Origin of the sequence: Mycobacterium sp., assembly GCF_035633495.1 — a bacterium.
Taxonomy (GTDB): Bacteria; Actinomycetota; Actinomycetes; order Mycobacteriales; family Mycobacteriaceae; genus Mycobacterium.
This window is the reverse complement of record NZ_DASQEU010000005.1, coordinates 1-14,212: the sequence shown is the minus strand read 5'-3', so window position 1 is coordinate 14,212 and position 14,212 is coordinate 1. Positions and strand designations below refer to the sequence as shown.

The following is a 14,212-nucleotide window of genomic DNA, read 5'->3' as shown; positions in this document are numbered from 1 at the left end:
CCGCTCGACGAGGTCGACTTCCGCGCGGGTGGCGACGTCGAAGCTGCTGCCGCTGGCCGCCAGCACGGTGAGCACTGCCGGATGCGGAAGCGCCTTCACCGCGTAGTGCAGTCGAAATCCGCGGAGGTGCTCGGTGAGCAGTGAGTACTGCGCGGCCACCCGGTACGGATCGAGGACGAGCAGCGGGGTGCCGTGCGCGGCGACGAGCTCGCGCCAGTGCCCGGCGCGAGCACGCAGCTCCCTACGCAGCTGCGACCGACGCTGCGGATTCACGGGGCACCTCCTCGGTTCTCGTCCGGACGACGAGCAGACCGTTGAATCGCTCGTAGGAGAAGACGGCGAGCACGTAGAAGCCGACGTCGGCCACCAGCTTGGCGAAGATCCAGCCGGCGACCATGCCGCCGAACAGGATGGGGCCGAAGTAGAAGGCCAGCGGACGGATGATCAGGCTGTCGATGACCTCGGCAGGTCCGAACTCGATTGCCACGCTGCGCAGGGCCAGACCGTTCGCGGTGAACGCACGAGACCTTCGGGACGATCGGAGGTCCGCGCGATAGGCGGTGCGCACCGCGGCGGAGTAGGCCGCGGCGTAGTAGCCGACGGAGGCCCCGATGGTGGCGACGACGGCGGCCGCCGCGACGGATTCGGTGACTGCGTAGGCGATCGCCGCACCACCCAGTTCGCAGGTCGTGCCCGCAACCTCACACGGAAGGTAGCGCCGCGCCCATTCCAGCAACTTCTTGCCTGTCGATCGATCGGAACTCATGGGTCGAACTGTCCCGTCCGAGACCACCCCTCGGCGTGAGTAGGGAACTACCCGAATTCCGCCTGCCGTGGCACGGACGCCCGGGGTCACCTTGCGCGCAACGACTAGAACACGTTCTAATTCTGGTCATGGACTACGGGCTCGTACTTTTCACCAGCGACCGCGGCATCACTCCCGCAGCGGCTGCCAAACTCGCCGACGACCACGGCTTCCACACGTTCTACGTGCCCGAGCACACCCACATCCCGATCAAGCGGGAGGCCGCGCACCCCACGACGGGAGACGAGTCTCTGCCCGACGACCGCTACATGCGCACCCTCGACCCGTGGGTCAGCCTGGGCACCGCGGCCGCAGTGACGTTGCGGGTGCGGCTGTCGACGGCCGTGGCCCTGCCCGTCGAGCACGATTGCATCACCCTCGCCAAGTCCATTGCCACACTCGATCATCTCTCCGGCGGCCGCGTCAGCCTTGGCGTCGGATTCGGTTGGAACACAGACGAACTCAACGACCACAACGTACCGCCCGGACGGCGCCGCACCATGCTGCGCGAGTATCTGGAGGCGATGCGCGCCCTGTGGACACAGGAAGAGGCCGAATACGACGGCGAGTTCGTCAAGTTCGGCCCGAGCTGGGCCTGGCCCAAGCCCGTTCAGTCCCACATCCCGGTCCTCGTCGGCGTCGCGGGCACCGAGAAGAACTTCAAGTGGATCTCGAAGTCGGCCGACGGCTGGATCACCACACCGCGCGACTTCGACATCGACGCGCCCGTGAAACTGTTGCAGGACACCTGGGCCTCCGCCGGACGCGACGGTGCGCCGCAGATCGTGGCACTCGACTTCAAGCCCGACCCCGACAAGCTGGCCCGCTGGGCCGAACTCGGCGTCACCGAGGTGCTGTTCGGGTTGCCGGACAAGTCCGAGGCCGAGGTGGCCGGCTACGTCGAGAGGCTCGCAGGCAAGCTCGCCGCGCTCGTCTAGAGGGGTCGCGTAGTCGACTACTCACGACGGAGACACATCGGGTGACGAGAGTTCTTGGGCATGGGGACTGCGCCGCAGTCGCTTCATTCGAAGGGAAATGTCATGCCCAACATCAGCTCACTCATCGTCCGCGTCTTCGACGAACCACGGGCCAACCGTCGCCATGTCACACGAGAAGAAGAGGAAAACCGCACCCGTTTCGAAGCAAAGGGTCGCAGGTCACGACGCCAGCGTGGCTAGGTTCACGCCGTCCTCCGACGACGTCACCGCGATGCGGGCGCCGAGCGGATCACGGTCGCACATCAATGCCACCAGATCATCGTCCTCGGTGATGGTCATGAACCGGCTGTCGTCGGCGTCGAGCCGACCGATGATGATGCCCGTCGTCACTGGCCAGTCGTAGCGCACCGAGTAGGTTTCGATGGTGCCCGTGCCGTTGGCGTTGCGGGTGACCGCCACCTTCGGCAGTGCCGCGATGTCGTCCTGCAGCGCCTTGCTGCGGTCGGCCGTCCAGTCGGCGGGCTCGGTGGAGTACACGCCGACCGAATACTTGCTCATGACGCCGCCGTTGGCGCCGACGAGACCGAATGATCCTGGCTTGTCCTGCATCTGGGCAACCGTCTCGGCGATGCCGTGCAGCGAATAGCTGTTGCCGGGGCCGCCGAAGTGCGGCAGACCGCCGGTGAGGGTGAGCCCTCGCGGATCGTCGTCGGCGAGTCCGAACGCGTCGCACACCGCGAAGACCGGGAACGGAAAGCAGCTGTAGAGGTCGAACGTCGACACCTCGTCGATGCCGATGCCCGCGACCCGGAGTGCTTCCGCCACGGCTTGTTTCGCCGAGTGGCTGATGCTGACGTCGACGCGGTCCAGCAGGTCCTGCTCGGTCTGATCGGCGTGCCCGCGCAGGTAAACCCACTTCTCCTCGGCCACGCCGAGGCGACGGGCGGCTGCCACCGACATCAGCAGTGCGGCGGCGCCTTGGTTGACGGTGTCACGCGCCACCAAAAGACGCGGATACGGGTCGCAGATCATCCGGTTCTCGTCGGTGACGGTCTCGATCTCCTCCACGGATCGTTCCACCGGGGAGGACGAGAACCGGTTCTTCGCAGCAACTTTGGAGAACGGCGCGAAGAGCTCGGCCATCCGTCGCCGGTAGTCCGCGACGCCGAGCCCCAGTCGGGCACGTCGCGCGTTGTCGAGTAACCCGTATTGCACGGGCGCGCCGGTCAGCCCGTGCTTGGCGGTGTACTCGCTCATGTACTGCTCGAAGCCGTAGCCACGGTCCTCGAGTTGGCCGCCGACGTGCTCGGTGAAGTCGGGCTTGTCGTCCCGGCCCGAGAAGTACTTCGCCGTGGAGCCCGGCTCCGATCCGAGGATCAACGCCACGTCGACGTCGCCGGTGGCAATCGCCTTGGCGAACTCCGTCACCAGCTTCTGCGGGCCGTTGCCGCCGATGGGCTCGAGGACGGCGCGCACGGGATCGGCGCCGACGCGCTGCGCCACCGATCGCACGTAGTTGTCCGAGCAGCCCAGCGGAGGATCGGCGAAGGGCGTGCAGATCTCGAACTGCCGCAGTCCGGCGAACACCTCGATCGCCTGCGCCACGGCCGTCACGTCGGCGCCGGTGTCCGCAAGCGCGGCGCGCACGGCTTCCGTGGCCAGGTCGACTGCGGAGATGCCGCGGTAGTCGGCGTCGTCGATGCGCTCGGTGAACTGTCCGACGCCGACGATGACGGGTGTACGCGGATCGACCTGCACTACAGACCTCCTGGCGGCTGTTAGTTCGTCAGGCTAACCGATAACGAGAACGTGTTCCAATTCCGCCTCGGCGGCGCCTTCCCGCGATCAGACACAAAAGTCCCCGACACGCCGAGGTGTCGGGCACTTTTGTGTCTGCTCGCGCAGAGAACTACAGGCTCTCGAGGATCTCTCGGGCCAGCGCGGCGGTCTCCGACGGCGTCTTGCCGACCTTGACGCCTGCGGCCTCGAGCGCTTCCTTCTTGCCCTGGGCGGTGCCCGCACCATCGGACACGATCGCGCCGGCATGGCCCATCGTCTTGCCTTCCGGCGCCGTGAAACCCGCGACGTAGCCGATGACGGGCTTGCTCACGTTGGCCTCGACGTAGGCGGCGGCTTTCTCCTCGGCGTCACCGCCGATCTCACCGATCATCACGATGACCTTGGTCTCGGGATCCTTCTCGAACGCCTCGATGGCGTCGATGTGGGTGGTTCCGATGACCGGGTCTCCGCCGATGCCGATCGCGGTCGAGAAGCCGAGATCGCGCAGCTCGAACATCATCTGGTAGGTCAGCGTGCCGGACTTGGACACCAGCCCGATCGGGCCCTTGCCGGTGATGTTGTTCGGCGTGATGCCGACCAGAGACTCACCGGGGGTGATGATGCCCGGACAGTTGGGCCCGATGATGCGGGTCTTCTCGCCCTTCTCGACGTTATAGGCCCAGGCGTATGCGGTGTCCTGCACCGGGATTCCCTCGGTGATGACCACCAGCAGCGGGATCTCGGCATCGATGGCCTCGATGATGGCGTCCTTGGAGAAGGCAGGCGGGACGAAGGCGATCGACACGTCGGCGCCGGTCTCCTTCATGGCCTCGGCGACGCTGCCGAACACGGGTAAGCGGACGTCCTTGCCTTCTTTATCGACGTGCGTCACCTCCGTGCCGGCCTTGCGGGCGTTGACGCCGCCGACCACCTGCGCGCCGGCCTTCAGCATCAGCGCGGTGTGCTTGGTGCCCTCGCCGCCGGTGATGCCCTGGACGATGACCTTGTTGTCCTTGTTCAGGAAGATCGACATTTTCTGTTGGCTCCCTTACTTGTTCGCCAGCTCGGCGGCCTTGTCGGCGCCGGCGTCCATCGTGTCGGCCTGGATCACCAGCGGATGGTTGGCCTCAGCCAGGATGCGACGGCCCTCTTCGACGTTGTTCCCGTCGAGACGGACGACCAGCGGCTTGTTGGCCTCGTCGCCGAGCTTCTTCAGCGCGCCGACGATGCCGCTGGCCACCGCGTCGCAGGCAGTGATGCCACCGAACACGTTGACGAACACGCTCTTGACCTGGCTGTCGCCGAGGATCACGTCCAGGCCCGCGGCCATCACCTCGGCCGAGGCGCCGCCGCCGATGTCGAGGAAGTTGGCGGGCTTGACGCCGCCGTGCTTCTCGCCGGCGTAGGCGACCACGTCCAGCGTCGACATGACCAGTCCCGCCCCGTTGCCGATGATGCCGACGGCGCCGTCGAGCTTGACGTAGTTGAGGTCGTTCTGCTTGGCCTTCAGCTCCAGCGGATCCGTGGCGTCCTTGTCCTCGAACTCCGCGTGGCCGGGCTGCCGGAAGTCGGCGTTGGCGTCGAGGGTGACCTTGCCGTCCAACGCCAGAATCTGATCGTCGGGCGTACGCACCAGCGGGTTGACCTCGACCAGGGTGGCGTCCTCGCCGACGAACACGTCCCACAGCTTGGAGATGGTCACGGCGGCCGCGTCGAGCACCTCGGCGGGCAGGTGGCCCTGCTCGGCGATCGAGCGGGCGAAGGCCTCGTCGACGCCCTTGACGGCGTTCACGGGCACCTTGGCGAGGCGCTCGGGCTTGGTTGCGGCCACCACCTCGATCTCCACGCCACCCTCGACCGAGCACATCGCGAGGTAGGTGCGGTTGGAACGATCGAGCAGGAAGGAGATGTAGTACTCCTCCGCGATGTCGCTGGCCTCGGCAACGAGGAGCTTCTTGACGACGTGACCCTTGATGTCGAGGCCGAGGATGTTCTGGGCGTGGGTGAAGGCGTCGTCGGGAGTGGCCGCGTACTTCACGCCGCCCGCCTTACCGCGGCCGCCGACCTTCACCTGGGCCTTCACCATGACGGGCTTGCCGATTTCCTCGGCGATCGCCTTGGCCTCCTCCGCCGACTCGGTCACTCGGCCCGGCGTGGTGGGCACGTTGTGCTTGGCGAACAGCTCCTTCGCCTGGTATTCGAAGAGATCCATGGGCTCACCGTCTGTCTGCTTTGACTGTTTGGTTGATTACCTACGTTTCGGCCAGAATGCCTCGGGGAAACCTTATCCACACGCGCCAACGTGACCCACACCGCCCACCGCTCCTGTGGCCCATCTCACCGGACCCTGTTAGTGATACAAGTCACAATCTCCGCTGGAATTTGTTTTACGGGTTGCGACCAACATTGGATTTTGGTTAACGTCCTCTGGTCTAAGTCACGGTACGGTCACGACACGAAGGACATTTCGGTTGGCAGAGCAAGGTTCGACTCGACGTACTCGAGGAGTGCCGACGACCCCCTACGACGCCACCATCACCGACATCATCCCGTTCAACGAGTTCGGTGATCTCGACGACCTCGACTTCAGTAACACCTCGGCCTTCGACCGCGAATCACGGGTCATCCGCGCCCCCGAACTCGACGACATGCACGACACCGACGACCTGATCCCGCTGCGACTGGCCGTCCCCTCGCAGTTCCGCCCACGGGCCGGCGAGGAGCGTCGTTCCACGCGGGCCTACCGCGACAGCCACACCGACGTCAGCGACGGCATGGAGAACACCGACGTCATCGACATGTCGGAGCGGCGCGGACTGCACCGCAAGGCCGGCGAGGGCACCGTCAAGGCCCGCCTCGTCGCTGCGGCGATGGCTGTCGGCGCCACCGGGGCGGCCGCCTACTCCGTGGCCAACGCGACCGACAAGGCTCCCGCCGACCAGATGATCGCCGCGGGGCCCAACGCCTTCGTCGACAGCGGGGTCATCACCGGCTCCGTCGACGGCATCCAGATCGTCACCGTCGCCGCCGTGGCCAGCGAGGCGGTGCACAGCCAAGAACTCGCCAACGGCGCAGCCTTCGCCGCCGAGCGCGCCGAGCGCGAGGCTCGCCTCGCCAGGCCGATGTACGTCATGCCCTCCCGCGGCGTCTGGACGTCGGGATTCGGCTACCGCTGGGGCGTTCTGCACGCGGGCATAGACATCGCGAACTCCATCGGCACCCCGATCGTGGCCGCTGCGGACGGCGTGGTCACCGACGCCGGTCCGACCGCCGGTTACGGCGCCTGGGTCAAGATCCGCCACGCCGACGGCACCGTCACGCTGTACGGCCACGTCAACACCTGGCTCGTCAGCGTCGGAGAGCGGGTCATGGCGGGTGACCAGATCGCCACCATCGGCAACCGTGGCCAATCGACCGGCCCGCACCTGCACTTCTCGGTGCTGAAGAACGGCAAGGACTTCGTCGATCCGGTGCCGTGGCTCGCTGCAAAGGGAATAAGCCCCGGCAACTACGTCGGCTGACCGGTGACCTCCGGCGGACCTTCCTCCGACGAAACCCGCATCATCCGGCGGCAGCCCGAGGCCGCCGCTGCGCCAGCTCCTGACTCGTCGGAGCAACAAACCGGCATCATCCGCCGACACCCCACCGGACCGTTTCCGGCCGCACCCGTGGCACCGTCGCACGACCCGCAGCACCCTCTCGACCCGCAGACCAGCTACATCCCGCGCGCCGCTCCCCTGGCCGCCGGTTCGTCGGGCCCCGCACGCCCCTCCCCCGCCGCGGCTTCTGCCGCCGCCGCCGTCAGCATCATCAGCGGCTGGGCCATCGCGGTGATCGCCACGTCGCTGATCACCGGGTGGTGGCGCACCGACGAATTGTTCTGCATTGCCATCGGTTTCCTCTCGGCAGTGTCCGCAGCGGCCACCATCGGCGGGCTCATCTCGCTGCTGCTGCGCCGTCGCATCGGACGGCTGCTGATCGTGGTCGGCGCCATCGTCGCGCTGATGATCTTCGCCGGCCTCTTCGTCGCCAGCGCAGACCTGCCACAGATCGTCTACGCCATTCCGGTGCTACCCGTCGCGAGCATCGCGCTCGCCCTGCTGCCCGCCACCGGTCGTTGGTGCCGCTGACCCGCGCTGGCGCTAGAGCTTCTGGATGGGCGCGTGATTGTGCATCAGCTTGACGCGGCCCGCGCTGCCGAAGTCGATCAGCGACATCGCGGATTCGCCCATACCGGACACCTCCTCCACGCGACCGAGCCCGTACTTGTCGTGCGTGACGCGATCGCCGGGCTCCAGCGTGATCAGTGGCCGGTTGCGCGCACCCGAAGTGCGCGCCGGTGACGGCCGAGGCGTGCCGCCGAATCGCCCCGCCCCGCTGACTGGCGCACCGTAGGACGACTGCGGCGCTTCCACGCGACGCCAGTCGATGAGCTCCTGCGGGATCTCGCGCAGGAATCGGGATTCGGGGTTGAGCATCGGCTGCCCCCACGACGACCGCACCTTCGCGCGACTTAGGTACAAGCGCTGCCTGGCGCGGGTGATGCCGACGTAGGCAAGCCGCCGCTCCTCGGACAGCTCGAGAGGATCGCCGAGGGCTCGCATGTGCGGGAACATGCCGTCCTCCCACCCCGTCACGAACACCATGGGGAACTCCAGCCCCTTGGCGGTGTGCAGGGTCATCATGGTCACCATGCCCGACCCGTGCTCGGGAATCTCGTCGGCGTCCGCGACCAGCGACACGCGCTCCAGGAACTGTGCCAGCACCCCGGTGTCGGGGATGTCCTCGTCCTGGAGCTCCGGCTCCTCTTCGCGCAGGGCCGCGGCATTGGCCAGGTCGATACTGAATTCGTGTGCGACGCTGACGAGTTCGTTGAGGTTGTCCAGGCGCGCCAAATCCTGCGGATCATTGGATGACTCGAGCTCGCGACGATATCCCGTGCGATCGAGTACGGCCTCGACGAGCTCACCGAGCTCGTCACCCAGCATGCCGCGCAACTCGTCGAGCAAGGCAACGAAGCCGGCGATCGCCTTCTCCGAGCGCGTGTTCAGCATCGGGACCCTGCCCTCGGCGGCGACCTGCAGGCTGTCGTTGAAGCTCGAGCCGGTGTTCTCGGCGTACACCGCGACGCATGCCTCGGCCCGGTCGCCGATGCCTCGCCGCGGTGTGTTCAGGATGCGGCGCATGCTCACCGCGTCGCCGGGATTGTCCAGCACGCGGAGGTACGCGACGATGTCACGAATCTCCTTGCGCTCGTAGAACCTAACCCCACCAACCACCTTGTACGGGATGCCCGCCCTGATGAAGACGTCCTCGACCGCACGTGAGGAGTTGTTGGTGCGGTAGAAGACCGCGACGTCGTTGTAGGTGATGTCGCCACGATCGGCGAGCGCGTCGATCTCCTCCGCGATGAACCGCGCCTCGTCGTGTTCGTTGTCTGCGACGTAGCCGACGATCAGTTCGCCTTCGCCGGCGTCCGTCCACAGCCGCTTCTCGCGGCGGCCCGCGTTGCGGGAGATGACGGAGTTGGCCGCCGACAGGATGTTCTGCGTCGAGCGGTAATTCTGTTCGAGCAGAATCGTCGTGGCGTTCGGGTAGTCGCGCTCGAAGTCCTCGATGTTGCGGATGGTGGCACCGCGGAACGCGTAGATCGACTGGTCGGCGTCGCCCACGACACACAGTTCGGCGGGTGGCACGCCGTCGGCACCGTCCTCCAGGTCATGGCCCACCAGCTCCCGCACGAGGGCGTACTGCGCGTGGTTGGTGTCCTGGTACTCGTCGACCAGAATGTGTCGGAATCGCCGCCGGTAGTACTGCGCGATCAGCGGAAAGGCTTGCAGGACAGCGACCGTCTCACCGATGAGGTCGTCGAAGTCCAACGCGTTGGCGGCCCGCAACCGGCGCTGATACTCGCCGAAGGCCTCGGCGACGATTCGCGCCAGATCGTCCCCGCCCTCGGCCGCTTCGAACGCCGCCTTGTCGGGATCGATGAGCTCGTTCTTGAGGTTGGAGATCGAGTTGGCCAGCAGTCGCGGCGAGTACCGCTTGGTGTCGAGCCCCATGTCCTTGGCGATCATCATCAGCAGACGCCGCGAGTCGTCGGCGTCGTAGATGGAGAAGTTCGAGTTGAGGCCGGGCAGAAGCGACGCCTGATTGCGCAGGATCCGCACGCACGTGGAGTGGAACGTCGACACCCACATCGACCTGGCCCGCCGACCGATCAACTGGACGACGCGTTCGCGCATCTCGGCGGCGGCCTTGTTGGTGAACGTGATGGCCAGCACCTGGCCGACGCCGACGTCACGGGCGGCCAGCAGGTAGGCGATGCGGCGGGTCAGCACCGCCGTCTTTCCCGACCCGGCGCCCGCGACGATCAGCAGTGGGGAACCAACGTGGCGCACCGCCTTGCGCTGCTGGGGGTTGAGCCCGTCCAGAAAGTCGGAGTCGAGCTGATCCGTCTCGGTCGCTATCGTCATGTCGGAGTCAAACTTACCGCTGACCAGAGACACTTTGCGCCGACGTGGCCCTTGGTGGCACACTCGATCCCGTGCTCAATCAGCATGGACGATTTTTTACCGGGTACCGGCCTGCGGTGCCCGTGGTCTAGCTGCTTCCCCAGAGCCCCGCGGTCCGCTTCTGAGATCCGGGGCTCTTCTCTTGTGTGAGGCCCGAATACGGATGAGACCAGATCACCCACACGATCACACACGAGACGAGAATGCGGAGTCACCCATGAGTATCGAAACCGGACAGGTACCCGACATCGACGACCTGCGTCTGGAGATCGACCGGCTCGACGCCGAGATCCTGGCCGCCGTCCAGCGGCGCGCCGAGGTGTCCCAGATGATCGGCAAGGCCCGGATGGCCTCTGGCGGCACCCGCCTGGTGCACAGCCGCGAGATGAAGGTCATCGAGCGGTACAGCGCGCTCGGCCCCGAGGGCAAGGATCTCGCGATGATCCTGCTGCGCCTCGGTCGCGGTCGCCTCGGCCACTAGTCCGCGACGGGCTTCGGCGTGATCAGTCGCGCATAGCGCAACCATTCACGCCGAAGCCCCGTCTAGTTCGTGAGCGCGATGTACTTCGTGTCGAGGTATTCCTCGATGCCCTCGGAGCCGCCCTCACGACCGAACCCGGATTCCTTGACACCGCCGAAGGGGGCAGCGGGATCGGAGATGACACCGCGGTTGACGCCGACCATCCCGGCCTCGATCGCCTCGGCCACCCGCAGCGCGCGGTCCAGGCCCTGGGTGTAGATGTAGGCCGCCAGCCCGTACTCGGTGTCGTTGGCGGCGGCTACGCCCTCCTCCTCGGTGTCGAATCCGATGACGGGGGCGACGGGCCCGAACACCTCCTCCTTGAAGATGCGTGCCTCCGCAGGCACGTCGGCGAGCACCGTCGCGGGGTAGAAGTGACCCGGGCCGCCCGGGGCGACGCCGCCGACGGCTACGGTCGCGCCCTTGGCCACTGCGTCGGACACCAGATCCTCGACGGTGGCGACCTGCTTGGCGTTGACCAGCGGGCCCAGCGTCGACGACGAATCGAGTCCGTTGCCGAGGGTGAACTCGCTCATCCTCTTGACCAACTTCTCGGTGAACTCCGCGCGCACCGCGTTGGCCACGTGGAAGCGGTTGGACGCGGTGCACGCTTCGCCGCCGTTGCGCATCTTGGCCAGCAGCGCGCCGTCGACGGCGGCATCCACGTCGGCGTCGTCGAACACGATGAACGGCGCGTTGCCGCCCAGTTCGAGCGACAGTCGCAGCAGCTTGTCGGAGCTCTGCTTGGCCAGGGCCTTGCCCACTCCCGTCGAACCCGTGAACGTCAGCTTGCGCAGACGGCCGTCGTCGATGAGCGCCGTCGTCAGATCACCGGGCTTCGACGTCGGCAGAATCGACAGCACGCCCTTGGGCAGGCCCGCCTCGTCCATCAGCTTGGCCAGCAGCAGCATCGTCAACGGCGTCTCCTGCGCAGGCTTGATGACCATCGTGCAGCCGGCCGCCATCGCGGGGCCGATCTTGCGGGTGCCCATCGCCAGCGGGAAGTTCCACGGCGTGATCGCCAGGCACGGGCCCACGGCCGACTTGGTGACGATGATGCGACCGGTGCCTGCCGGACTCTTGGTGTAACGGCCGCCGATGCGGACCGCCTCCTCGGCGAACCAGCGGAAGAACTCGGCGCCGTACTTGACCTCGCCCATGCTCTCCGCGAGCACCTTCCCCATCTCCAGGGTCATCAGCGTCGCGAATTCTTCGGCGCGGGCGCCGATGGCCTCGAACACCGAGCGCAGGATCTCGCCGCGCTCGCGGGGCGGCGTGGCGGCCCATTCGCCCTGCACTGCGGCGGCGGCGTCGAGGGCGACGATGCCATCCTGGGGGGTGGCGTCGGCGATGGCGATCAACACCTCGTCGGTCGCCGGGTTGAGCACGTCGAAGGTCGACGACCCGGCGCACTCTTCACCACCGATCCACAAACCGGTGGGGACGGATGACAGGAGCTTTTCGATGTCCATACGTCCATCATTTACACCTTCGAAAGCGCCGCCGCACTAGGGTCGGGATATGACCACAGAGAGTGTTCGAATTCCTGACATCACCGAGACTCCGGCGTGGAACGCATTGGTCCGTCACCACGACGAGATAGGCGGCAAGCACCTGCGGGAGTTCTTCGACGAGGATCCCGCACGCGGTCGGGAGCTGACGCTGACCGTAGGCGATCTGTACATCGACTACAGCAAGCACAGGGTGACCCGGGAGACCCTCGAGCTGCTCGTCGACCTGGCCAAGGCCGCCGACCTGGAGAGCCGTCGCGACGCGATGTTCGCCGGCGAACACATCAACACCTCGGAAGATCGGGCGGTGCTGCACACGGCGCTGCGGCTGCCGAAGGGCGCCGAGTTGACGGTCGACGGGCAGGACGTCGCCGCCGACGTGCACGAGGTGCTGGAATCGATGGGCCGCTTCACCGACCGGCTGCGCAGCGGGGAGTGGACGGGCGCGACTGGCGAGCGGATCAAGACCGTCGTCAACATCGGCATCGGCGGCTCCGACCTCGGACCGGTGATGGTGTATCAGGCCTTGCGCCACTACGCCGACGCGGGCATCTCGGCACGTTTCGTGTCCAACGTCGACCCCGCCGACATGGTGGCCAAGCTCGACGGACTCGACCCCGCCACAACTCTTTTCATCGTCGCGTCCAAGACGTTCTCGACGCTGGAGACGCTGACCAATGCGACGGCAGCACGGCGTTGGCTGACCGACTCGCTGGGCGATGCCGCGGTGTCCAAGCACTTCGTCGCGGTGTCGACCAACAAGAAGCTCGTCGACGGCTTCGGCATCAACACCGACAACATGTTCGGCTTCTGGGACTGGGTCGGTGGGCGCTATTCGGTCGACTCGGCGATCGGGTTGTCGGTGATGGCGGCGATCGGCAAGGAGCGGTTCGCCGAGTTCCTGGCCGGCTTCCACGTCATCGACGAGCACTTTCGCACCACCCCGCTGGAGGCCAATGCGCCTGTGCTGCTTGGCCTCATCGGACTCTGGTACAACGAGTTCTTCGACGCGCAGGCCCGTGCGGTCCTGCCCTACTCGAACGACCTCGCCCGTTTCGCGGCCTACCTACAGCAGCTGACGATGGAGTCCAACGGCAAGTCGGTACGGGCCAACGGCACCCCCGTGAGCACGTCGACCGGTGAAATCTTTTGGGGGGAACCGGGAACCAACGGTCAGCACGCGTTCTATCAGCTATTGCATCAGGGCACCAGGTTGATTCCCGCCGACTTCATCGGGTTCTCCCAGCCCACCGACGACCTGCCCACGCGCGACGGCACCGGCAGCATGCACGACCTGCTGATGAGTAACTTCTTCGCCCAGACCAAGGTGTTGGCATTCGGCAAGACGGCCGAGGAGATCGCGGGTGAAGGCACCCAGGCCTCGGTGGTTCCGCACAAGGTGATGCCCGGAAACCGGCCCAGCACGTCGATTCTGGCAACGAAGCTGACGCCGTCGGTGGTTGGGCAGCTGATTGCGCTCTACGAGCACCAGGTGTTCACCGAGGGCGTGATCTGGGGCATCGATTCGTTCGACCAGTGGGGCGTGGAACTCGGTAAGACGCAAGCGAACTCACTGCTGCCGGTGCTCACCGACGACGCCGCGCCATCCGAGCAGTCCGACAGCTCGACCGACGCGCTGGTACGCCACTACCGCGAGGATCGGGGCCGCGAGGCCTAGCGATTTCGGCGTGCTCAGTTGCGATCAGCGCAACTGAGCACGCCGAAATCGCTGGGGGAGGTTAGAACTCGCGCAGGTGGTCGCGCAGCATCGTGGTCGTGTACTCCGACCGGGTGAGGCCGCGCGCGATGTGGTCGATGGTGCTGTCGAGCCGGGCCATGAGGAACGGCGGGTAGAAGCTCGTCGACATGGTCGGGACCAGGCCGAGTCGCGTGGTGGCGTTGGCCATCAGCACCGCTGAGCGGTACCGGGTCGTGCTTGGGGTTCACCCCGTGTTTCAGATCGTGCTACATGGTCCCGCCGTAGGCCGTCGACACCATGAGCTTGTCCTCGAGGAGGACGTAGTCGAACTTGGCGCGCTCGAGATCGCGCGCCACCTCGACGTAGAAGTCGCGGGTGAAGTCACGGCCGCCGTCACCCCAGTTGCCGTTCCACTCGTCGGCGACGAAGTTGAGAAACCATCCCA

At 66.3% G+C, this 14,212-nt stretch carries 12 protein-coding genes and 1 pseudogene; 5 read left to right on the top strand and 8 right to left on the bottom strand.

The features are described from left to right. Both VET27_RS01075 and VET27_RS01070 read right to left on the bottom strand, forming a co-directional pair. Positions 1 to 273 (bottom strand): annotated as a pseudogene (locus VET27_RS01075) (type III PLP-dependent enzyme); the annotation flags it as partial. Further along, on the bottom strand, positions 242 to 766 hold the full coding sequence (locus tag VET27_RS01070) for a hypothetical protein (protein ID WP_526514536.1): 525 nt from the start codon (positions 764 to 766) through the stop codon (positions 242 to 244). The gene VET27_RS01070 and the pseudogene VET27_RS01075, both read right to left, overlap by 32 nt. Positions 767 to 894: 128 nt before the next feature. On the opposite strand from VET27_RS01070, the gene VET27_RS01065 reads away from it, so the two are divergent. Then, a complete protein-coding gene (locus VET27_RS01065) occupies positions 895 to 1,743 on the top strand; it encodes an LLM class F420-dependent oxidoreductase (protein WP_526514535.1) in 849 nt (282 codons plus the stop codon). 219 nt (positions 1,744 to 1,962) lie between these two features. On the opposite strand, the gene VET27_RS01060 is transcribed toward VET27_RS01065, so the two are convergent. From VET27_RS01060 to sucC, 3 genes are all read right to left on the bottom strand, one after another. Beyond that, a complete protein-coding gene (locus tag VET27_RS01060) occupies positions 1,963 to 3,501 on the bottom strand; it encodes an acetyl-CoA acetyltransferase (protein ID WP_526514534.1) in 1,539 nt (512 codons plus the stop codon). A 151-nt stretch (positions 3,502 to 3,652) separates the two neighbouring features. Next, positions 3,653 to 4,555 carry a succinate--CoA ligase subunit alpha gene (sucD, locus tag VET27_RS01055; RefSeq protein ID WP_526514533.1) on the bottom strand — a complete coding sequence of 301 codons (903 nt, stop codon included), beginning with the start codon at positions 4,553 to 4,555 and terminating at the stop codon, positions 3,653 to 3,655. A gap of 15 nt (positions 4,556 to 4,570) precedes the next feature. Further along, positions 4,571 to 5,734, bottom strand: coding sequence for an ADP-forming succinate--CoA ligase subunit beta (sucC, locus tag VET27_RS01050; RefSeq protein ID WP_526514532.1), 1,164 nt, complete (start codon positions 5,732 to 5,734; stop codon positions 4,571 to 4,573). Positions 5,735 to 5,993: 259 nt separating this feature from the next. Here sucC and VET27_RS01045 point away from each other — a divergent pair, with 259 nt between their 5' ends. Beyond that, complete coding sequence (locus VET27_RS01045) at positions 5,994 to 7,043, top strand: M23 family metallopeptidase (RefSeq protein ID WP_526514531.1); 1,050 nt, start codon at positions 5,994 to 5,996, stop codon at positions 7,041 to 7,043. 3 nt (positions 7,044 to 7,046) lie between these two features. Further along, on the top strand, positions 7,047 to 7,652 hold the full coding sequence (locus VET27_RS01040) for a hypothetical protein (protein WP_526514530.1): 606 nt from the start codon (positions 7,047 to 7,049) through the stop codon (positions 7,650 to 7,652). A gap of 12 nt (positions 7,653 to 7,664) precedes the next feature. Here the strand turns inward: VET27_RS01040 and VET27_RS01035 are convergent, their stop codons facing one another. Continuing rightward, the gene (locus VET27_RS01035) at positions 7,665 to 9,998 is read right to left on the bottom strand and encodes a UvrD-helicase domain-containing protein (protein ID WP_526514529.1); all 2,334 of its coding nucleotides are present in this window, start codon (positions 9,996 to 9,998) and stop codon (positions 7,665 to 7,667) included. 202 nt (positions 9,999 to 10,200) lie between these two features. On the opposite strand from VET27_RS01035, the gene VET27_RS01030 reads away from it, so the two are divergent. After that, complete coding sequence (locus VET27_RS01030) at positions 10,201 to 10,518, top strand: chorismate mutase (RefSeq protein WP_526514528.1); 318 nt, start codon at positions 10,201 to 10,203, stop codon at positions 10,516 to 10,518. 62 nt (positions 10,519 to 10,580) lie between these two features. Here VET27_RS01030 and VET27_RS01025 read toward each other — a convergent pair whose 3' ends face one another. Beyond that, positions 10,581 to 12,029: an NAD-dependent succinate-semialdehyde dehydrogenase gene (locus tag VET27_RS01025; RefSeq protein ID WP_526514527.1), complete on the bottom strand. Its 1,449-nt coding sequence runs from the start codon at positions 12,027 to 12,029 to the stop codon at positions 10,581 to 10,583. Between the two features lie 49 nt (positions 12,030 to 12,078). Between VET27_RS01025 and pgi the strand changes: the two genes are divergently transcribed. After that, the gene (gene pgi, locus VET27_RS01020; protein WP_526514526.1) at positions 12,079 to 13,746 is read left to right on the top strand and encodes a glucose-6-phosphate isomerase; all 1,668 of its coding nucleotides are present in this window, start codon (positions 12,079 to 12,081) and stop codon (positions 13,744 to 13,746) included. A gap of 61 nt (positions 13,747 to 13,807) precedes the next feature. On the opposite strand, the gene VET27_RS01015 is transcribed toward pgi, so the two are convergent. After that, positions 13,808 to 13,981, bottom strand: coding sequence for a hypothetical protein (locus VET27_RS01015; protein WP_526514525.1), 174 nt, complete (start codon positions 13,979 to 13,981; stop codon positions 13,808 to 13,810). Positions 13,982 to 14,212: the final 231 nt, after the last annotated feature.